This is a genomic window from Mesorhizobium sp. WSM4976, from assembly GCF_029625685.1.
Lineage (GTDB): Bacteria > Pseudomonadota > Alphaproteobacteria > Rhizobiales > Rhizobiaceae > Mesorhizobium.
Window position 1 is genome coordinate 180,893 of record NZ_JARTVT010000011.1, and the last position, 20,194, is coordinate 201,086.

A 20,194-nucleotide genomic window follows, 5' to 3' on the forward strand; every position below is an offset into this window, starting at 1 on the left:
TCAGCTCTTCGCAGCCTTGCGGATCGCCGTGGACGACAGCGAAGAGCGCGGACCGTGGATGAAGGTCCAGGCCGGCGCGGTCATGCGGGCAAGCAACAGTGCGTCGCCCTCGTCGACGCGGGCGTAATCGAAGGTCTTGGCAACCACCGACGACAGGAAGGAGAGCGTCGCGCCCGGACGATCGATGACAGCGATCGGGAAGGTCAGCACGATCTCGCGCCAGCGCTGCCAGTGATGAAAATCGCGCAAGCTGTCAGCGCCCATGATCCAGACGAAGTCGACGCCCGGATTGCGCGCCTTGACCAGGGCCAGCGTGTCGGCGGTGTAGCGCACATGCTGCGCTGCCTCGAAGGCGGTGACCTTGATCTTCGGATTCCTGGCGATCTTTTCGGACAGCTCGATGCGGTCGGCGAGCGGCGCGAGTTCCCGCGCACTTTTCAGCGGGTTGCCGGGAGTCACCATCCACCACAGCTGGTCGAGCGCCAGACGCCGCAGCGCGATCTCGGCGACCAGCGCATGACCCGCGTGCGGCGGATTGAACGAGCCGCCGAACAGCCCGACGGTCAGGCCCCTGGCGGCGTGCGGCATACGGATGTAGCGCGAGGGAACGGCGGGCTGAAGCGACGAAAGCATGGTGCTAGGCCCCCCTCTCTGCCCTGCCGGGCATCTCCCCCTCAAGGGGGGAGATTGGATGTCGCCTTGGCTTTCGCCAATCGTTGAAGGTCAAGATTGGCCGCCGTCGGCGCAACTGCTGATCTCCCCCCCTGAGGGGGAGATGGCCGGCAGGCCAGAGAGGGGGGCCTGGGCGCAAGCGTCAGCCTCTTAAGGCAAGCGACATCAAGGCCTCACCTGTCCCGATCCGCGCACGCGGTATTTGAACGAGGTGAGTTGCTCGACGCCGACCGGCCCGCGCGCATGCATCTTGCCGGTGGCGATACCGATCTCGGCGCCCATGCCGAACTCGCCACCATCGGCGAACTGCGTCGAGGCGTTGTGCAACAGGATCGCCGAGTCGATTTCGTTGAAGAACCGTTCCACAACCTTTGCGTCCTCGGCGACGATCGCTTCGGTGTGGTGCGAGGAGAAGGTCTCGATATGCTCGATCGCGCCGGCGACGCCGTCGACCAGCTTCACCGCGATGATGGCATCGAGATACTCTGTCACCCAGTCGGCGTCGGTCGCCGGGCTGGCGTCGACGAAAGCTTCCATCACCTCGGCGTCGGCATGGATCTCGCAACCGGCGTCGCGCAGCGCTTCCAGGATCGGCACCAGATGCGTGGCGGCCACAGCCCGGTCAACCAGCAGCGTCTCGGCGGCGCCGCACACGCCCGTGCGCCGCATCTTGGCGTTGACCGCGATCTTGACCGCCATGTCGAGATCGGCCGAACGGTCGATATAGAGATGGCAGATGCCTTCGAGATGCGCGAAGACCGGCACCCGCGCCTCGGTCTGCACACGACCGACCAGGCTTTTGCCGCCGCGCGGGATGATGACGTCAAGATTGCCGCTCAAGCCCTTGAGCATCTCGCCGACGGCGGTGCGGTCGGTGGTCGGCACCAGTTGGATGGCATCCTGCGGCAGGCCGGCGGCCGTCAGGCCTTCGACCATGCAGGCATGGATCGCGGCCGACGAATTGAGCGAATCCGAACCGCCGCGCAGGATCACCGGATTGCCGGCCTTGAGGCAAAGCGCGCCGGCATCCGCCGTCACATTCGGCCGGCTCTCATAGATAACGCCGATAACGCCGAGCGGCGTGCGCACGCGCTCGATATGCAGCCCGTTCGGCCGGTCCCATTCGGCGATGACATCGCCGACCGGATCCTTGAGCGCGGCGATCTCGCGAATGCCGTCAGCCATCGCCTCGATGCGCGCAGGCGTCAGTTTCAGCCGGTCCATGAACGACCCGGAGAGCCCGGCATCCTCACCATTCGACATGTCGATGGCGTTGGCCTCGAGGATCGACTGCTCGTTGCGCAGGATGGCCTCCGCCATCGCGATAAGCGCATCATTCTTGGCCTCGGTGGAAGCAACGGCCAACGGTCGGGCGGCAGCACGGGCGCGGCGGCCGATATCGGCCATCAGCGCCACGGTGTCATCGCCGGATTTTTCATGCAGCTTCAGCATGGTTCATCCTCCGCCCCGTCGTCGGTCAATACTTAGTCGTCGGCCAATACTTGGTCGCCGACAACGCTTACCACAAGGTCGTCGCGATGAATCATCGCCGAACGCGCCTCGTAGCCGAGCACGTTTTCGATCTCGGCCGTCTTCAGACCCGCGATCCTTACGGCATCGGCGGCATCATAGGCAACCAGCCCGCGCGCGATCTCTCGGCCCTCCGGCGACAGGATCGCCACCGTGTCGCCGCGCGAGAAATTGCCGCTGACCAGCTTTACGCCCGCCGGCAGCAAAGACTTGCCGGATTTCAGCGCGCCGATGGCGCCGGCGTCCACGGTGAGCCGGCCGGCCGGCTCGAGCTGCCCGGCGATCCAGGTCTTGTAGCCCTTCACCGGATTGGCGCTCGGCTTGAAGAAGGTCGCGCGCTCACCGCGTTCGATCGCCATCAGCGGCGACAGCCTTGTGCCCGAGGTGATGACCATCGCCGTGCCGGCAGCATTGGCGATCTTGCCGGCATCGAGTTTTGTCCGCATGCCGCCGCGCGACAGCTCGGACGCGGCGGCGCCCGCCATCGCCTCGATGTCGGGCGTGATGCGATCGACCACCGGAATGAACTTTGCCTGCGGGTCCTTGGCCGGCGGCGCGGTGTAGAGCCCGTCGATGTCGGAAAGCAGCACAAGCAGATCCGCGCCCATCATGGTCGCCACTCGCGCGGCCAGGCGGTCATTGTCGCCATAGCGGATTTCCGAGGTCGCCACCGTGTCGTTCTCGTTGATGACCGGCACCGCCTTCATCTTGAGCAACGTCGAGATCGTCGCGCGCGCGTTGAGGTAGCGGCGGCGTTCCTCGGTGTCGCCAAGCGTCAAGAGGATCTGACCCGATTTCAGTCCATCCTTGCCGAGCGCGTCCGACCAGGCGCCGGCAAGCGCGATCTGGCCGACGGCGGCGGCGGCCTGACTCTCCTCGAGCTTCAGCGCGCGCTTGCCGAGACCGAGAATGGTGCGGCCGAGCGCGATGGCGCCGGAGGATACGACCAGCACTTCCGCGCCGGCATTGGCGAGTACCGCTATGTCGTCGGCAAGCGAGGTCAGCCGGTCGCGCTTCAAGCCCGTCGCGCGGTCGACGAGTAGCGCCGAGCCGATCTTCACCGTGATGCGTTTGTAGGATTTGAGCGACTTCATCGTGATGGCTGCCAGCGCGTGTCGACGGCAGCCGGCACGGCGTCGCGGGCTTCAGCCACCACCGCCATCAAGGCCCGCAGCACCGCCTCGACGCCCTCACCGGTGACGGCCGACAGAAGCATCGGCGCGCGGCCGGCGGCGCGCTTCAGCGAGGCTGCTTTCTTCTTGCGGGCGTCGGCGTCGAGGATGTCGACTTGGCTCAGCGCGACGATCTCGGCTTTCTCCGCCAGTCCATGGCCATAGGCCTCAAGCTCGGCGCGCACCGTCTTGTAGGCCTTGCCGGGGCTTTCCTCCTGCGCCGAGACCAGATGAAGCAACACGCGCGTGCGCTCGACATGGCCGAGGAAACGGTCGCCAATGCCGACGCCCTCATGCGCGCCCTCGATCAGGCCTGGAATGTCGGCCAGCACGAATTCGCGGCCATCGATGCGGGCGACGCCCAAGCCCGGATAGAGCGTGGTGAACGGATAGTCGGCGATCTTCGGCTTGGCCGCGGTGACGGCGGCCAGGAAAGTCGACTTGCCGGCATTGGGCAGGCCGACGAGGCCGGCATCTGCGATCAGCTTGAGCCGGAGCCAAATGCTGAGCTCCTCGCCAGGCTGGCCGGGATTGGCGCGGCGTGGCGCCTGGTTGGTCGAGGTCTTGAAATGCTGGTTGCCGAAGCCGCCATTGCCACCCTTGGCCAGCAGGAAGCGCTGGCCGACCACGGTCAGGTCGCAGATCAGCGTCTCATTGTCCTCGGCGAAGATCTGCGTGCCGGCCGGCACTTTCAGCGTGATGTCAGCGCCCTTGGCGCCGGTCATGTTGCGGCCCATGCCGTGCATGCCGGTCTTGGCCTTGAAATGCTGCTGGTAGCGATAGTCGATCAGCGTGTTCAGCCCGTCGACCGCTTCTGCCCAGACATCGCCGCCGCGGCCGCCGTCGCCGCCATCCGGGCCGCCGAACTCGATGAATTTCTCGCGCCGGAACGACACCGATCCGGCGCCGCCATCGCCGGAGCGGATATAAACCTTGGCCTGGTCGAGGAATTTCATCGTTTCGAGTTTCTGCTGTTGCGCTTGCGGGATTGCTCTAAACCAAGGCGAGGTCAAGGGCGAGGCCCGTTTTGCGACTAAAGCGCCGGGTGCCCTTTTGCCAAGGACGCGGTAGCACTGTTACGGGGACGTGACTGGAGGGGCACAGGAATGAAGATCGTCACCTACAACATCCAGTATGGCATCGGCCTTGACGGCAAATACGATGTCGGCCGCATCGCCGATGCCGTGCGCGGCGCCGATGTGATCGCGCTGCAGGAAGTGACCCGCAATAACCCGCGCAATGGCGGTCGCGACATGGTGGCCGAGATCTGCGAGGCGCTGCCCGAATATTTCGCCGCCTATGGCAGCAATTTCGAGGTCAATATCGGCTCGCGCCTGGAGAACGGCCGCGCCATATCGACCTCCTTCCAACTCGGCAACATGGTGCTGTCGACGACGCCCATTCATCTGTCGCGCAATCTCCTTCTGCCGCGCAGCCGTAGCCTCGAGACCATGAACTTCCAGCGTGGCGCGCTCGAGGCGCTGGTCGAGACGCCGCTTGGCTTCATCCGCTTCTACTCCACCCATCTAGACCATCGCAGCCCGGTCGAGCGCCAGGGCCAGATCCGTTTCCTGCGCCAGCGCCTTCTGAACTACGCGCTGGAGGGCGGCGGCCTGTCGGGCATTCCCGAGATCGGCCTGCCGGACCTGCCCTACCCGGAAGCCTTCGTCGTCATGGGCGACTTCAACATGCTGCCGGGGTCGTCCGAATATGTCGAGCTTGCCGGCCGCCCGGATCATGAGTTCGGCATGCCGCTGACCGCCGATCTCGCCGTCGACGTCGCCCAGCGTCTTGCCGTTGCCGACCTCGTCACATGGGTCGATCCTGAACGGCCTGCCGACAAAAGCCGCCACAAATGCATCGACTACATCTTCACCAGCGCCTCGCTCGCCAGATCTCTGAAGCGCCTATGGTCCGATAGCGACGCCGTCGGCTCCGACCACTTGCCGCTCTGGGCCGAACTAAGCTGAGCTTCGGACGCCCCTCACCGGCCACTACGCGGCCACCTTTCCCCAACGGGAGAAGAAGTTGGCGCCGGCGCTGACCTGATCCTCTCCCCTCGGGGAGAGGTCGGATTGCCCCCGAATTGCCCTTTGCAATTCGGCTGGCAATCCGGGTGAGGCCGCGCCGCTTCACCCTTCCGAAGCGCCGATCAATAGTGGATCCAGTTGCGAAGACTATTCCACGTCTTCCTGTCGAGCCGATACCGCTCGACCGGCACCTGGCCGGCGACGATCGAGTTCAGCATGCCCTGGCCGGCATACTGGAAGCCGCATTTGTGGATCACCCGCCGCGAGGCCGGGTTGATCACTCGGGTCGAGGCATGCAGCACCTGGATCGAGGTCCGCTGGAAGGCGAGGTCGACCAGGGCATGCGCGGCCTCGGTGGCATAGCCGCGCTTCCAGTAGGGCTCGCCGATCCAATAGCCGAGCTCCAGGCCGCGATCGGTCGTGTTCAGGCCGGCGCAGCCGACGAAAGAGTCGTTCTCCTTGAGCGTCAGGGCATAGACGATGCCGGCGCGCCGCGACGCCGCCATGGCAAGGAACGTGCGCGCTTCCGCTTCGCCATAGGGGTGCGGCATGCGGGCCAGCATTTCGGCGACATGTCGGTTGTCAGCAAGCGTGACGAGTTGCTCGAGATCGCTCTCGCGCGGGGCGCGCATGACCAGCCGCTCGGTGGCCAGCACCGGGCAATCGATCGCGTAACTTTCGTCTTCGGTGTCTTCCGCTTCGGCAACCATTTTAGTCCTCCAGGGCAAGAAAAAATGAAAAAGGAGAGAGGGCAAGCCCATCTCTCCTGATCCTTTTCTGGCCTGGCCAGACACCGGTTCCCGAGATGGGCGCCGGTGTTATGGTGCGGAACCGGCTACTCCGCTGCTTTGGTAATCGGGTTCACCGATACGTAGGTTCGGCCGTTGGCTTTTTTGTTGAAGGTGACTGCGCCGGCTTCGAGCGCAAAAAGGGTGTGGTCCGTGCCCATGCCAACATTGGTGCCCGGATGCCATTGCGTGCCGCGCTGACGAATGATGATGTTGCCGGCGACGACGGCTTCGCCGCCGAACTTCTTCACGCCCAGACGCTTGGAGTGCGAATCGCGCCCGTTGCGCGACGAACCGCCAGCTTTCTTGTGTGCCATTTGACTAACTCCGATGCGCCCTGAGGCGCTTGAATGGTCTTATGAACGCGTTCGCGTTCCGTTTCAAGTCCGTACCGGCGACGATCGTCGCCGGAAAAATTACTTCTTCGCCAGTTCCTTCGCCTGCTCGCGCCAGTCCTTGATCTGGTCGGCGCTGAACGGCATGTGCTCGTCGATCTTGGCGACGTCCTTGTCGCTGAGCTTGGCAAGCTGCGCGAAGGTGACGATGCCCTGCTCGGCGAGGTCCTTCGCCGCGACCGGGCCGATGCCCTTGATCACGGTCAGGTCATCCGGCTCGCCCTTCGGGGCCTTGAACAGCGGCGCGGCCTTTGCCTCTTCGCCGGCAGCGGCCTCTGCCTTGGTTTCCTTCTTGGCCTTCGGCTCCTTCGCAGCCACCTCGGCCTTCGCCTCGGCGACTTCAGCCTTGGCCTCTGCCTTTGCTTCCGGCTTCGCGGCCTTCTTCGACGGCTTGGCGCCACCCAGCAGGATCTCGGCGATCCGGACGGTGGTCAGAAGCTGGCGGTGGCCGATCTTGCGGCGCGAATTCTGGCGGCGGCGCTTCTTGAAAGCGATGACGGTGCGGTTCTTGCCCTGCTCGACGACTTCCGCCGTGACCAGAGCGCCATCGACGAACGGCGCGCCGAAGGTGACATTCTCGCCCTCGCCATGCGCGAGCACATTGCCGATCTCGACGATATCGCCGACCTTGGCTTCGACTTTCTCGATCTTCAGGAGATCGTTGGCGGCGACGCGATACTGCTTGCCGCCCGTTTTGATGACTGCGAACATTTTTTGCCTTTCGCTGTTCGGTCGGCCTCTATGAACCGCCTCGGGCGGTTCGGCCGTCTTTTTGTCAGTCTGCGGGTTCAAAAAACAAGCGGCGCGGAAGAGCCTCCACGCCGAATGCGGGCTGTCCCTAACCGAAGGTTGCCCCGGAGTCAAGGCAAGCAGCAGGCTTGTCCTGGACGATACCCCTTGGCCACGCCGCCGGCAAAGGAGACGCAGGCGCAGTCGGCGTCGCTTTTCTAGGAAGCTGGAATTCGCTCGAATAGGGCCTTGTAACTCCAGCGGTCAGCCGTTATCTAGTGCGCCGCGCCGGCAACGGCCGACCATGACCTCGCGGAGAGGTGGCAGAGTGGTCGAATGCACCGCACTCGAAATGCGGCATACTCGCAAGGGTATCGGGGGTTCGAATCCCTCCCTCTCCGCCATTTAGCTTCCATAAAAATCCTTTCCTTTCAAAAGCTTCCTTGTTGCGCTTGACCAGCACGAAGCGAAACATATCTTAGACTGTGTAACAAACTGTGTAACATTAGAGAAAGATAATGCGACGTTCCGCAGCGCCAAAGCCGCATAAACGTGAAGGCATCTGGTATCTCGTCCGCAGGGTGCCGAAGGAATTCGCGGCGTTTGATCGCCGCTGCCTAGTACGCATTTCCACGGGCGTCGCCGTGGCTGACGATCCCCGCGGTGTACGGGCGCGAGATGCAGTGCAAAGCCTCGGCGCGGGGCTGGAGGCGTATTGGCGTAGACTGCGGGAAGGCCAATCCGCCGAGGCGGGGCTGCGTTTCGAAGCCGCGAGGAAGCGCGCGCGGTCATTTGGATTGGCCTATCGCACTAACGAGGAACTAGCAGCGGGGCCGCTCGACGAACTCATGGCCCGTATCAAGCTGCTCCTCGACAAAAAATCGATCGAGGACGCGCAGGACGTCTCGGCCGTCATGGGTGGGGAGAAGCGGCCAGCGGTCCGCCTGAGCGGTCTTATCAAGGAATTCGAGACGATCGAGCAACAGAACTTGCTGACCATGTCGCCCAACCAAATCAAGAAATGGCGTAACCCCAAAAAGCGCGCAGTTGCCAATCTGGTTGGAGTCATTGGCGACAAGGAGATCGCAAGCCTCACTCGGGACGACGCAATCGCGTTCCGCGAGTGGTGGCAAAAGCGGATCGTTGAGGATGGACTTGATATCGGTACGGCCAACAAGGACATCGGCCATGTTTCGAAAATGCTGCGCGTCGTCGATCTGACTCACCAGCTCAAGCTGGAGCCGGTTTTTCGAAACCTGCGTCTTTCCGGCGCCGTCCCCGGGCAACGCGCTGCGTTCACAGCGGAGTTCATTCAGGAGAAGATACTCGCTGAAGGCGCGCTCGACGGACTCAATGACGAAGCCCGCCATCTAATCTATGTGATTGCCGATACCGGACTCAGGCTTTCTGAAGCGGCAAACCTCACCACCGAAACAATCCACCTCGATCGAGAAATCCCGCATGTGCGGGTGCGCCCCAATGGCCGTCGCTTGAAGACCGGTCATTCAGCCCGTGACATTCCCTTGGTTGGCGGCGCACTTGCAGCCATCAAGCTCCATCCGGACGGCTTTCCTCGTTATCGCGACAAGGCCGCGTCACTTTCAGCGCTCGTCAACAAGGTGCTCGCCAGCAAGGAACTTCTGCCGACTTCCGAGCATAGTCTTTATAGCCTGCGACACACTTTCGAGGACCGGCTGACGGCAGTTGAGGCGCCGGAGAAGGTAATTGCTTCTCTGATGGGCCACAAATGGATCCGGCCCAAATACGGCGCGGGACCTTCGTTAGCGCAAAAGCGCGAGTGGCTCCAAAAAATCGCTTTTACCCCGCCCGGGCGAATGTGATTGCGGCGCCATCCAGGCCTTGAGAACCAACCTCACGGCTCCAGCTGTCCGAGCCATTTAGGTTGAGCGTGGCCAGCACGCGCTGCGCTCGCTCGCGATTTCCGAGCTTCCGCCGCATTTGTTCGACCTCGTATTCCAGCCTTTCGAAGGTCGGTATATAGGCATCTCCATGCCGGATGACCAAGTAGGCGGCAACAGCTAGACACCATTCTAGCTCCGTGGCCGATGGATCGGAAAAAGGGGCGACGCCATACCAAGACGAGCAACGCCTCTCGAGGGCTTCCGAACTAGGCAAACGGCCAGCATGTGGCATGGGAAAGAAACCTATGCCTGATCGACGAACCTAAAGTGCTCACGAAGCTTGACCGGTACGCGGGCCATCGGAGGGTTCTGCCTAAAACCGCCAAAAATTTTGAAACACCCATTCATCCGGCTCGAATTCAAAGGGATCGGCGATTTTTGGGTTATGGCTTGCAAGCATAGTTCAGCCCAGACAAGAACGCCTGATATCTTGTCGTGCACTGTCACCCTGCCAAATATGGTGCCGGCGACAACGGCAGTTTGGCGAGCAGAAGAATTCCCGAGACTGAGACGTTCTACGGCTTGGCCCATGTTCGCGCTCCTCCTCGATTGGAGACAGGATGGGCCATATGGAAGCGAATAAAAGGAGGTTGGTGACGAGTCTCGGTAGTGGAGTAGAAACGGGTGGAAAAGCTTGCGCTATTCGCCATCGGCGCCGCTAAGCGCATTTGAGAGAAGGGGCAGCGATCGCCAAGAGATGACGTCCGATCGCAAGCCGGCTAGAAATGCGACAGTGACGCGCCTTTTTTGGCACGACCTTAGCACCCGATCGGGCCTCAGCTGGTCGTCGTTGCGCAGCCGATCGGGTGCGATTTTTATAAAGCTCTCTTGGCTTTAGCTTTGAGAGCCCGTCATCGAGACAAATGCAAGGGAACGGTCCGCCCCCTGGGGACATTCGACATGCCGTGGCAGCTTCCTATGGTGAGCCAGCGCATTCCGATACACGTTTTCCGCGCTCTACCGTTGCTCCAGCACCTGTGCTGAGGCTGAGCGCTTGATCAGGACCCGACCGCTGCTGTTGCGGGATGGTGACTGGGTTGAGGTCGCGAAGACCTTGACCGCGGGTACGTTGTTCATCCCGATGAGCGCTGAGCCGAGAAGCAGCCAAGAACGCTTCCCGTAATCGAATCCTACGGGAACCGCGAAACCAGCGTCCAAAGGACGCAATTCTCCGACGTCGTTCACTCAAGCTCATCTCGCAACTTGAACGCTTGTATGAAGCCGCTGCATGTGCGCCGGTGGACCGGATTGCTGCTATCCAAACCACGTGCTCAGTTTCGCCCCCGTAATAACTCTACCGTCCGAAACGGCTTTCGCGCGTCAGGTCCACCCCACATGAAAGTTCCGCGAGCAGCACGGACGGAGAGGCCGGTCACAACTCCTTCGCGTGCTCTTTTACTACCGAATCAAGTGCCAAATGGAGAGGCACTGCCTTAGAGAACAGGAAGCCCTGCGCGGTTCTGCAGCCAAGCTTGTACAGAGTTTGCCGATCTGCCTCTGTTTCAACGCCCTCGGCCATGACCTCGATCCCGAGCGTCCTACCAAGATCAATCACCGCTTTGACAAGCAGCCGATTCTCCCGGGACTTGGCTAAGCCGCGAACGAAGCCCTGATCTATTTTCACCTTCCTGATCCGACTGTCCTTGAGCGATGCCAACGTCGAAAAACCGGTGCCGAAGTCATCGAGCGCGATAGAAATGCCAGCATGTGAAAGCCGGGCGAGCTTTTCATCCACTCTGTCCGGATCCACTGGGGCTTCTTCGGTAATCTCGATGTCGAACATCGTTGCAGGGAGGTCTTTTGCCGCCAGACCATTAAGAATCATCTCGTCAATATCGCCAGCTTCCAACTCGCACGGTGAAACATTCATCGCCACACGAACATCACGACGGTCAGCTTTGACCAAGCCCTCGATAAGAGCGCAACAGTCGGCGAATACCGTTTGAGTTAGCAGCTGAAGCATTCCAGTTTCGCGTGCCGCTGTCATGATCTCGGGCGGAGAAATGGGACCGTGAAGCGGGTGAGACCATCTTAGCAAGGCTTCAAAACTGACGACGGCTTCAGTTTCGAGTCTTACGATTGGCTGAAACCAAGCGACCAAGCTTCTCATCGTTATCGCCGAATGAAGATCGCGTTCGATTGACTGGCGGCGTTGCAACTCCCGGGCTAGCTCGGCATCGAACAGACAAAATTCATTCCTGCCGCGGCGCTTAGCTGTGTAAAGGGCGATGTCGGCCCGCAACAACATTTCCGTTAGTCCGGGGTTTTCAGCCAAGTAGATTCCTATAGACGCTCCAATGCGGACTGATGCGATCCCAGGATAGGGGCGAGCAAGCTTGGCTATGAGATTGGACGCGAGATTGGTGGGAGAAGGAGAATTCTTTCGCGAAGAAAAAACCAGCACGAATTCATCCCCACCGATGCGGGCGAGCGTTGAGCCCTCCGGTGCTTCTTCCTCTATTCGGCGGGCGATCCTGGCAAGCAGCTCGTCACCCGTTCTGTGACCGTAGGTATCGTTGACAGATTTGAACCCGTCCAGATCAATCAGCATGGCCACAAAGGGTCCATCGGTGTTCTCAAACTGATCGATTGCATGTTCGAGGCCCCGCCTGTTGAGGAGCGCGGTAAGATGGTCCTCCCTGGAATTGCGCTCCATTTCCGCGGCAAGCCGCTCGGCTTGATGTCTCAGGCGGCTCGCGTCACGGAAGCGCGCTTGTCCAACGAACGAGGATCGAACCAGGCCGCCCTCGAAAAGCAGGACGGCAAAAGCCAGAATGTAGTTTTCCGGGGCTCCCTTCGTCAGCAAACATGCGGCGGCAATGAGGAGTGGCGGTGTGATGAAGCATATCGCTGCCGCAGCATATGAGCTGCCGTACGTGACCGCGCCAGCTGAAATGCCCGCCAGAATTATTAGATGCAGCGATGCTTGAGACGTCGTGTATCCAGCCGTTAGGACGGCAAGGAATGACCAGGTGAATCCCGCCAGAAGAGCAAGCCTGCCAAACCAGCGAAGCCGCAGCCAAACCCGTGTCAGATCATCCTGGACTCCGGGTTCCTTCAGCTGATGACGGGCGAGTGCAAGGCGGGCGGCATTTATCGCATTAACGACCGAAAACCAGGCCGCGCCAGCAAGACCGTTCCCGGAAAGGGCCTGCACGGTCAAAATCAGCCCGGACAGCACAATGCTTATCGGCATTGAGACGAAAAGGCCTGCCCTCAGATCAGCGAGCTGGTCCTGAAGGATTCTCGCCTCCAGCGGATCTTCTTTTTCCAAGGCTGGACGGGTCAGCTTGCTTACTCCTGCTTGTCCGCAGCCTATGCAGCCCCCCTGAAGGACGGGTTAATTCTTCAATCGGAGATCAGCGTCGGGGAGCAGGATTACTCCGGTGCATCATGCACTCTCTCATCGCTCGCCCAGCACGCGCAAAAATGCGACTGCTGGTGCAGTATCACCGCTGGAGCTCCGCCGAAATCCCATGCCGGACAAGGGGAACATGTTGGGCAAAGCGAAGCCCCAGATGCCTTGCAAGCCGTGCCGCCAGGTGGTCTCTGGAGTAGAGTCCAACCAATATGTTCGTTGCATGGTAGAGCGGCGCCGCCGACAGGCGCAGCCGCCTTTCGTATATATGCAGCATGTCGGGGTCGCCAACATTGCGGCCGTCGCGGCACGCAGTCATGATTCCACGGGCGAGTTGCTTCTGGCTGCTGAGACCGATGTTGAATCCGTGAGCGGTCACCGGGTGCATGCCGATGGCAGCGTCGCCGATGAGTGCGGCGCTCGGCGCCCGGAATTTGTGCGCCCAGGTCGTGACCAGCGGATAGGTGTGGCGCTTGCTTGCCAAGGTCATTTTTCCAAGGCGCCCTCGACACCGTTTCGTCAACTCCGACAGGAACAAATCATCATCGAAGGCAAGCAGTCTATAGGCCTCGTTTGAGCGCAATGTGAGCAGCAGCGACGACATGCCCTCCGCGAGGGGCAATATCGCTATCGTCTGATGGTGATCGAACCATTCGATGGCGATCTGGTGGTGGGCGCGCTCGTGCCTCACTCGGCAAATCAGCATCGAGTGGCCAAGCCGGTTGATATCGGCGCCGATGCCTAGCAGATCACGCGTGGCGGACAAACGCGAATCCGCGGCAACAACCAGCCGAGCAGTTAAACGCGCGCCATTAGAGAGCGTTACGACTGCTCCTTCTTGGCTGTTTGTTGCATCGACGACCGAGTGGCCGCACAACAGCCGGGCGCGATCCTGCAAGCGGACGATTTTGAACAGCGCCTCGCGGATCCGGCAATTTGGAACCAAAACCCCCAGCGGTTCTCCAGAGTTGCTGGGAGGATCGAAACGAAGAGCGAATGCGCTCGAGCCGTTGAGCACGCGCGCGCCTTGAAGTGCTGATTTGTCCGAAGCCGGGATGACATCCCAGGCGCCGAGCTCGCGAAGGGTTCTGATCGAAGCGTTGGTCAGCGCGATTTCGCGACCATCGAAAGCCGGATTCGCCAGACTATCGAATGTGTTCTGTTCAACAACTGCCACCTTGAGTTCGCTTTGGGCAAGCGACGCAGCGAACGAAAGGCCGACCGGGCCGGCTCCAACGACAACGATGTCAAAATTATCGTCAGAGCCCATCAGCGTGCCGCCATCCGGTCGCCTATCCTCGTGTAACGGTGGAACTGAGCCGAGTGACATGAGCTCCGTGCCCGCCGCATTGCCTAAAGGCGCTGGGCCGGGAGATTCGCATCGATCGGCAACGAAGCACTCAAAGCGCTCAGAGGTGGATGCGGCTAACCGATCCCGCCCTTTCGCCGCGCAGCCGCGCAGATCGCCGCCAGCAAGCGAGACACTCGCGACGCTGGTCAGCGACGGCCGCGCCGCATCGATCGCCACATTCCACCTGGAACCCTTGCGCATACTACTCACGCTCCACGACGTCGAAGCGGGCTCTCTTGCGAGGGTGAGGGTATCGAACGTAGCGCTCTCTCTCGTCATCCCAGCCAAGGTAGCGGAAACTTTTATCCACGACCGCGCATATCTCATCAAGAACCTGCTGCATGGCTTCGATGTCGATGTCCTTGCAATTCAGTCGCCGATAGAGCAAAGCCCACGCGGCGACATAGTCGTCGAAATAGCGCGCGTCACTCGAACCAATGATCAACTTCGGACGGTTGATCGATTTCGAAAACGCACGTCCCAACCCCGATGATGCTCCGCAGCACGTTGACATCACGAGGATCTTCGGCGCTGGATGCGAGCCCTGGAACATTTTTACGAAGTCAGCCCAAAGAAGGCCACTTCGCCCACTGGACGAAGCGATCCCGTCACCATTGCCGTGCCCGGCGATGTGAAGCACGTCGCACTCCGCCTCCATCGCTCGTACTACAGCCTCACCAAATTTCGTTCGGTTCAACGCCATTTGGAGCTCCGCGCGGATGTTGACAGCCTTTAACAAGTGCTGCACGATCGGTCCCTCTTGCCTGTCGGCGAAGTAGTCATTTGCATTGTGGCAGTCGATGATGTGTACGGTGTTCATGGTACTCCAGCCGCTTGTTCGTTCATCGTCGTGACGAGCGGACACCACGCGCGCGGAACCGCGTGACGTGCGCTGGGTTCCGGTACCGTCGCATAGCCTCAAGGCGCGGGCCGGGAATCGGGATGGATCGGCAACGACGCACACAACCCATCAAAGGCGAAAGCTGTTGATCGGCCCCCTGTCCGCGCAAGCCACGCGGATGGTCAGCCAGCAAGCGAGATACACACGACGCCGGTCAGCTAATGGCTGCGCCGTAAGCACAAGGCATGGCCGACCACACGACAGAAAACCCAGAACCGTGAAGGTGCTGATAATGACGACCAATCTTTCCGTAAGTCATGCATTTCTCCGTCGAAGACTGGTCAATAGACCACGCCGATGAGTATGACCCTGATCTGGATCAGCCAGACATGACCAATCGGCACTGGCGGTTCACGGTCAGGTGATCGACCGTGACGTTCCACTTTGGAACCCGTGCGCACATTGCCAAGCTCTCGTCCGGCCACGCGAGGTACTCTCGTGGCATCACACGCCTCATACTGGGTGCAATGGGAGGCAGTCCTTCGCACGACAGAGGCTTTTCACAAATGTAGTGTGCAGCTTAGGTCAAGATGGTCATGGAGCATGGAGCATGGAGCATGGAGCATGGAGCATGGACAGCTTGTTCCCGACCGAGCCGGCTCGACTGACGAGCGCGATCCGCGCATCTTATGCACAGCGGATTGAAATCAGCGTTCCGGTTTGTCGTCCCGATCAATTAGTATCCGCTCGGCGGCTCCGTCGAGATCTTCGTATTGACCGCTTCGCAATGCCCAGACGAAGCCGGACACACCCAGTGCACCCAGAAAAAGGGCCACTGGTATGAGATAGAGCAACGTCGTCACGAGGATTATGCCGAATAGCTGACTGCGGAGCGTCCGACTTTTTGAATAACTTGCAGCGTCGCATTCGCCCCGAAGCCGTGCAAGCGCAATGCGTTTCCAATAACAAGCACCGATGAGGCAGACATGGCAATCGCCGCTAACAAAGGCGTGGCGTGGCCCAGGATGGCGATCGGCACGGCGACGGCATTGTAGACGATCGCAATCGCGATGTTCTGGCGGATCAGGTGTCCCGCCTTGCGCGAGACGTCCAGCGCGAGAGGCACTGCCAGAAGGCTTTCGCGCAGGAATACGAAGTCGGCGGCATTGCGGCCAATGTCGGCGGCGGTGGCCGGAGCGATCGAGACATGCGCCGCGCTCAGCGCCGGCGTGTCGTTGAGGCCGTCGCCAACCATCAGAACCTTGTGTCCGTCTTTCGCCAGGGTCTCGATGCGCTCGACCTTGCCCGACGGCAGCAGGCACGGAACGAAGTCCTCGACACCCAGCATTCTTGCAACTTCACCGCAGGCACCTGCGGTATCGCCCGACAGCATTTGCATCGACACCCCAGTATCGTTCAATCGCTTGATCGCCGCCGCCGCGTCGGCGCGCAGCGCATCCTCGAAATCGAAGGTCGCGACAATGAACCCGTCTTTTGTCAGCACCGTTCCGCCATAGCCATGGTTGCCTTCACCACCGGTCCGGGCCTTCCATCCAGCCCATCCGCGTCGACCCAGCCGCCAGATGCTTCCGGCGACAGTGGCTTCGATCCCGAACCCCGGATGCTCTGTGACGGCATCGAATTTGTGTTGCCCGCCAGGAGCGGCAAAGCCGGTTATGGCCTTTGAAAACGGGTGACGCGAGTGCGCGGCCATGTCTGCCGCGATTGCCAGCATGGCCGGATCGATCGACGATGCATTGAGGAGCCGGGGTTGTCCGAGCGTGAGCGTTCCGGTCTTGTCGAACACTGCGTTATCAATCGTCGCCAGGCGCTCCATGGCCGAACCGTCCTTGACCATGATGCCGTTCTCGAACAGACGCCGCGCGGCGACCACCTGAACGATCGGTACGGCGAGGCCGAGCGCGCACGGGCAGGTGATGATCAGAACGGCAATGGCGATCGTCATCGCCCGGTGCCAGTCGCCCGTCGCCGCCATCCAACCCAGGAATGTCACGAAGGCGGTGAGATGAACCACGGGCGCGTAGAGTGCCGACACGCGATCAGCGATGCGGCGATAGTGCGCGCGACCGCCCTCTGCGGCTTCCATCAGCCGAACCATTTCGGCGAGGAACGAATCCTTCGCGGCGGCGGTCGCCTCGATCGTCAGCGGGCCGGTAAGATTGAGCACGCCGGCCTGCACGGCTTCGCCCGGCGCCACGTTTTTCGGCGCGCTTTCGCCTGAGGCCAGCGAGCAGTCGAGATCAGACGCTCCGTGGATGATCTTGCCGTCGACGGGGATCCTTTCACCGGCCGCGATCAGCAGCTGCATCCCCGGTTCGATCTCGCCAACCGGCAGATAGTCGCGCGCGCCATCGCCGCGCAGCACCATGGCGCCGCGTGCGGCCAGCTGCGACAGGCCTTTCACCGCGGTGCGGGCACGTTCGCGCATCACGTGATCCAGCGTCCTGCCGATCAAAAGGAAAAAAAGCAGCGAAACCGACGCGTCGAAATAGGCGTGGTCGCCATGGTTGATCGTCTCATAGAGGCTCATGGCGTAAGCGAGCGACACTCCGACCGCGATCGGCACGTCCATGTTCATGCGGCCGTGGCGCAGTGCATTCCAGGCCGAGCGGAAGAAGATGCCGCCGGCGAAGGCGAGCGCTGGGATGGCGATCAATGCGGAGACCCAGTGAAACAGGTCGCGGGTAGCCCCTTCGGCCCCGGACCAGACAGAGACCGAAAGCAGCATGATATTGCCCGCCGCGAACCCGGCAACCGCGACGGCGCGGATCAACTCCGAAAGCGTCCTGTCCTTTTCATCAATCTCGGGGGCGAAGAGATGCGCCTGGTAGCCGAGCCGTCCAAGCGCGGCGACGAACGGTGGAACCTCGTCGCCACGCCAGCGGACCGAGACCCGTTTCGTCGACAGGTTGACGCGGGCGCTCTCGACGCGATCGAGCGTTCCCAACGCCGTCTCGATCGTCTGGATACAAGCTGCGCAATGAACGCTCGGCACCGAAAGATCGGTTTGGCGGAGATCATCTCCAAGCGATCGGCTCGCCAGCCTGATCTCTTGACTAGACGGCAGGACCGACGTGGTGCTGCCCAGATCAAGCGCCATTTCGGCGCCCGGTGCACAACAACTCATTTCAGCGCTCCATGGGAAATCATGATCCTGCGGACTTCGCGGTAGGGCTCGGCCAGACCGGCGTCAGCGTCGACTTCGACGATCCAGACGCCATCCTTCGGCATGTGCTGGGCTGCGAATTCCTGGCCGGAGGCGAGGGCGAGGTTGACCGCCTTGTCCTCTTTCTCGTAGGCGGGATGGCGAAACAGCACCTTGACGCCATGCAAGGCAATCGGCTTGCCGACGGCGTCGGTAAGGCTATAGCGGACCTCGCCCCATGCGATGGTCAGCTTGCCGGTCCAGCCGAGCGCTGCCTGCGCCCGCCCCTCCTCGGCCTTCTTGTTGAACTGCTGGCTCGCCACATAGGTGTTTTCGACGACAAGGCCGGTCCAGCTCGTGTTGGCGAGCGTTGCCATCGTCAGATTGACCGCGATGACCACCCCGAAAAAGGCTAGGATGATGGCCAGCATGTGCCTGCCGGTGAATACGCGGGGTTTTTCAGCGTTAGCGGTCATCTGGCAGTCTCCGGCGCGTTGAAGGTGGCGGTGTATTCGTCCGCCTCGAAGCTCGCCTTGTCCTCGACACGGAACTTGAAGGTCTGCGCTGTGCCCTGGATTTGATCCGCCGGCTGGCGCACGAAGACCTTCAGCATTTTCAGGCGGTCGGGTTCGACCGGAATGGCAAAAGAACGGCCTTCCGGGATGTCGTCGCCGACCACGCTCATCTCGGCGCCCTGCAAGCCTTGAATCGCGACAACGATCGTCCTTGGCTCGGGGATCATGTTGAGCAGCTTGACGGTGTAGCCGTTGCGGATCGAGCCGTCGGACAGCGTGACAAATTGCGGATTGCGATCATGCAGCACGTTGACTTCGAGCCGATCGCGCGTCAGCAGCGAATAGAGCAGACCCAGGCCGATCAGCGACCAGATACCCATGTAGACGTAGGTGCGTGGCCGAAAGATCTTGCGGATATGGAAATGCGCCACCTTGTCGGAGAACAGGCCATCAGCGGTCCTGACCTGCGACGGGTTGACTGAACTGGAGCCGCCCGCGGTCGCCAGCATCATGTTGGCGTTGTAGTCGGACAGTGTCGCATAGGAGATCAGCCCGCGCTCCTTGCCGAGCTTGTCCATGACCCCGTCGCAGGCGTCTATGCACAGCGCGCAGGTGATGCATTCCATCTGCTGGCCATCGCGGATGTCGATCCCCATCGGGCAGACCGCGACGCAGGCATTGCAGTCGACGCAGTCACCGACCGGCAGCCCTGCGGCAAGGACCTTCTTGGCGTGGCGAGAACGCGGTTCGCCGCGCCAGTCATTGTAGGTGACGGTGAGAGAACTTTCGTCGAGCATCGCTGCCTGGATGCGCGGCCATGGGCACATGTAGGTGCAGACCTGCTCGCGCATCAGACCGCCGAACGTGTAGGTGGTAGCCGTCAGCACGGCGACAGTGATGTAGGCGACGGGTGGCGCGGTGCCGGTGAAGAGTTCGCCAACCAGCGTCGGCGCATCGGCAAAATAGAAAATCCAGGCGCCGCCGGTCGCCGCACCGATGACCAGCCAGACGGCGTGCTTCGATAAGCGCAGCATCAGCTTGCGGGCGGTCCAGGGGCCTGCATCGAGTTTCATGCGAGCGTTACGGTCGCCCTCTATCGCACGTTCGACGACGAGGAACAGATCGACCCACACCGTCTGAGGGCATGCATAGCCGCACCAGGCACGGCCGACAGTCGAGGTGATCAGGAAAAGACCGACGCCCGCCATGACCAGGAGGCCGGCCACATAGAAGAATTCCTGGGGCCATATCTCGATGAAGAAGAAGTAGAAGCGCCGGTTCGCGAGATCGAGCAGGACTGCCTGGTCCGGGGCAAATGGACCGCGAGCCCAAGGCAGCCACGCAGCCAGGTAATAGATGCCAAGTGTGATCGTCATCACCAGCCATTTGAAGCGACGAAAGTTGCCCGAGGCGCGCTTCGGAAAGATCTTTTGACGCGCGGCATAAAGCGGCTTGCGGGTTTTGGCGGAATTGACAGTTTCTGTTTCGAGCCCTGTCAACTGCGTCTTGTCACGCATGTGCAACTCCACTTTCCCAGCCAATGTCAGGGGCACCTGTCGTAAAGCCTCGCCGTAGGATAGCCTTGCCGGGTTGTGCAGATCGCATTAGGGATGGTGTCGAGGGGGGGGGCGCCCCCCGGCCCCGGCCGCGGGGGGGGGGGGGGGGGGAAAAAAAAAAAAAAAAAAAAAATTATAAAAACAACAAAAAAAAAAAGAAAAAAAAAAA

At 61.2% G+C, this 20,194-nt stretch carries 16 protein-coding genes and 1 tRNA gene; 3 read left to right on the forward strand and 14 right to left on the reverse strand.

Features of this window, described 5'->3' with window-relative positions:
• The 4 genes from P9272_RS15725 to obgE all read right to left on the reverse strand — a co-directional run bounded on the left by P9272_RS15725 (position 1) and on the right by obgE (position 4,330).
• Positions 1-588, reverse strand: a complete 588-nt coding sequence (locus tag P9272_RS15725; protein ID WP_128259625.1) for a nicotinate-nucleotide adenylyltransferase — start codon at positions 586-588, stop codon at positions 1-3.
• Positions 589-837: 249 nt separating this feature from the next.
• Positions 838-2,124, reverse strand: a complete 1,287-nt coding sequence (locus tag P9272_RS15730; protein ID WP_278161214.1) for a glutamate-5-semialdehyde dehydrogenase — start codon at positions 2,122-2,124, stop codon at positions 838-840.
• A 32-nt stretch (positions 2,125-2,156) separates the two neighbouring features.
• Positions 2,157-3,296: a glutamate 5-kinase gene (proB, locus tag P9272_RS15735; RefSeq protein ID WP_278161215.1), complete on the reverse strand. Its 1,140-nt coding sequence runs from the start codon at positions 3,294-3,296 to the stop codon at positions 2,157-2,159.
• Positions 3,293-4,330, reverse strand: a complete 1,038-nt coding sequence (gene obgE, locus P9272_RS15740) for a GTPase ObgE (RefSeq protein ID WP_278161216.1) — start codon at positions 4,328-4,330, stop codon at positions 3,293-3,295. Before obgE ends, proB begins: the two co-directional genes overlap by 4 nt.
• 150 nt (positions 4,331-4,480) lie before the next feature.
• On the opposite strand from obgE, the gene P9272_RS15745 reads away from it, so the two are divergent.
• Positions 4,481-5,344 carry an endonuclease/exonuclease/phosphatase family protein gene (locus P9272_RS15745; RefSeq protein WP_278161217.1) on the forward strand — a complete coding sequence of 288 codons (864 nt, stop codon included), beginning with the start codon at positions 4,481-4,483 and terminating at the stop codon, positions 5,342-5,344.
• Positions 5,345-5,526: 182 nt separating this feature from the next.
• On the opposite strand, the gene P9272_RS15750 is transcribed toward P9272_RS15745, so the two are convergent.
• From P9272_RS15750 to P9272_RS15760, 3 genes are all read right to left on the reverse strand, one after another.
• Positions 5,527-6,114 (reverse strand): GNAT family protein, encoded by a 588-nt coding sequence (locus P9272_RS15750; RefSeq protein ID WP_278161218.1) that lies wholly within the window; start codon positions 6,112-6,114, stop codon positions 5,527-5,529.
• 125 nt (positions 6,115-6,239) lie between these two features.
• Positions 6,240-6,509, reverse strand: coding sequence for a 50S ribosomal protein L27 (rpmA, locus tag P9272_RS15755; RefSeq protein ID WP_040991608.1), 270 nt, complete (start codon positions 6,507-6,509; stop codon positions 6,240-6,242).
• 99 nt (positions 6,510-6,608) lie between these two features.
• Positions 6,609-7,298 (reverse strand): 50S ribosomal protein L21, encoded by a 690-nt coding sequence (locus P9272_RS15760; RefSeq protein WP_278161219.1) that lies wholly within the window; start codon positions 7,296-7,298, stop codon positions 6,609-6,611.
• A 332-nt stretch (positions 7,299-7,630) separates the two neighbouring features.
• Here P9272_RS15760 and P9272_RS15765 point away from each other — a divergent pair.
• Together P9272_RS15765 and P9272_RS15770 are read left to right on the forward strand one after the other, a co-directional pair.
• Positions 7,631-7,720 (forward strand) — tRNA-Ser (locus P9272_RS15765).
• 114 nt (positions 7,721-7,834) lie between these two features.
• Entirely contained in the window at positions 7,835-9,157 is a 1,323-nt protein-coding gene (locus P9272_RS15770; RefSeq protein ID WP_063169217.1) for an integrase, read from the forward strand.
• Positions 9,158-10,610: 1,453 nt separating this feature from the next.
• Here P9272_RS15770 and P9272_RS15775 read toward each other — a convergent pair.
• The 7 genes from P9272_RS15775 to ccoG form a co-directional block, all read right to left on the reverse strand.
• Complete coding sequence (locus tag P9272_RS15775; protein ID WP_082826564.1) at positions 10,611-12,512, reverse strand: EAL domain-containing protein; 1,902 nt, start codon at positions 12,510-12,512, stop codon at positions 10,611-10,613.
• 175 nt (positions 12,513-12,687) lie between these two features.
• Positions 12,688-13,869: a 5-demethoxyubiquinol-8 5-hydroxylase UbiM gene (ubiM, locus tag P9272_RS15780; RefSeq protein WP_024502870.1), complete on the reverse strand. Its 1,182-nt coding sequence runs from the start codon at positions 13,867-13,869 to the stop codon at positions 12,688-12,690.
• A 280-nt stretch (positions 13,870-14,149) separates the two neighbouring features.
• Positions 14,150-14,767, reverse strand: a complete 618-nt coding sequence (locus tag P9272_RS15785) for a hypothetical protein (protein WP_063169219.1) — start codon at positions 14,765-14,767, stop codon at positions 14,150-14,152.
• A 728-nt stretch (positions 14,768-15,495) separates the two neighbouring features.
• Positions 15,496-15,651 (reverse strand): cbb3-type cytochrome oxidase assembly protein CcoS, encoded by a 156-nt coding sequence (ccoS, locus tag P9272_RS15790; protein ID WP_081714250.1) that lies wholly within the window; start codon positions 15,649-15,651, stop codon positions 15,496-15,498.
• Between the two features lie 5 nt (positions 15,652-15,656).
• Entirely contained in the window at positions 15,657-17,936 is a 2,280-nt protein-coding gene (locus tag P9272_RS15795; protein WP_063169220.1) for a cation-translocating P-type ATPase, read from the reverse strand.
• On the reverse strand, positions 17,933-18,430 hold the full coding sequence (locus tag P9272_RS15800) for a FixH family protein (RefSeq protein WP_063169221.1): 498 nt from the start codon (positions 18,428-18,430) through the stop codon (positions 17,933-17,935). The genes P9272_RS15795 and P9272_RS15800 overlap by 4 nt, the downstream gene beginning before the upstream one ends.
• Positions 18,427-19,986, reverse strand: coding sequence for a cytochrome c oxidase accessory protein CcoG (ccoG, locus tag P9272_RS15805; RefSeq protein ID WP_063169222.1), 1,560 nt, complete (start codon positions 19,984-19,986; stop codon positions 18,427-18,429). Before ccoG ends, P9272_RS15800 begins: the two co-directional genes overlap by 4 nt.
• Positions 19,987-20,194: the final 208 nt, after the last annotated feature.

Bases quoted from the DNA above. Each gene is read 5' to 3' on its own strand.
- P9272_RS15785 (WP_063169219.1), bottom strand. From the start codon at position 14,767: ATGAACACCGTACACATCATCGACTGCCACAATGCAAATGACTACTTC.
- P9272_RS15760 (WP_278161219.1), bottom strand. From the start codon at position 7,298: ATGTTCGCAGTCATCAAAACGGGCGGCAAGCAGTATCGCGTCGCCGCC.
- P9272_RS15750 (WP_278161218.1), bottom strand. From the start codon at position 6,114: ATGGTTGCCGAAGCGGAAGACACCGAAGACGAAAGTTACGCGATCGAT.
- P9272_RS15725 (WP_128259625.1), bottom strand. From the start codon at position 588: ATGCCGCACGCCGCCAGGGGCCTGACCGTCGGGCTGTTCGGCGGCTCG.
- P9272_RS15795 (WP_063169220.1), bottom strand. From the start codon at position 17,936: ATGAGTTGTTGTGCACCGGGCGCCGAAATGGCGCTTGATCTGGGCAGC.
- rpmA (WP_040991608.1), bottom strand. From the start codon at position 6,509: ATGGCACACAAGAAAGCTGGCGGTTCGTCGCGCAACGGGCGCGATTCG.
- P9272_RS15745 (WP_278161217.1), top strand. From the start codon at position 4,481: ATGAAGATCGTCACCTACAACATCCAGTATGGCATCGGCCTTGACGGC.
- obgE (WP_278161216.1), bottom strand. From the start codon at position 4,330: ATGAAATTCCTCGACCAGGCCAAGGTTTATATCCGCTCCGGCGATGGC.
- proB (WP_278161215.1), bottom strand. From the start codon at position 3,296: ATGAAGTCGCTCAAATCCTACAAACGCATCACGGTGAAGATCGGCTCG.
- P9272_RS15730 (WP_278161214.1), bottom strand. From the start codon at position 2,124: ATGCTGAAGCTGCATGAAAAATCCGGCGATGACACCGTGGCGCTGATG.
- P9272_RS15770 (WP_063169217.1), top strand. From the start codon at position 7,835: ATGCGACGTTCCGCAGCGCCAAAGCCGCATAAACGTGAAGGCATCTGG.
- ccoG (WP_063169222.1), bottom strand. From the start codon at position 19,986: ATGCGTGACAAGACGCAGTTGACAGGGCTCGAAACAGAAACTGTCAAT.
- P9272_RS15800 (WP_063169221.1), bottom strand. From the start codon at position 18,430: ATGACCGCTAACGCTGAAAAACCCCGCGTATTCACCGGCAGGCACATG.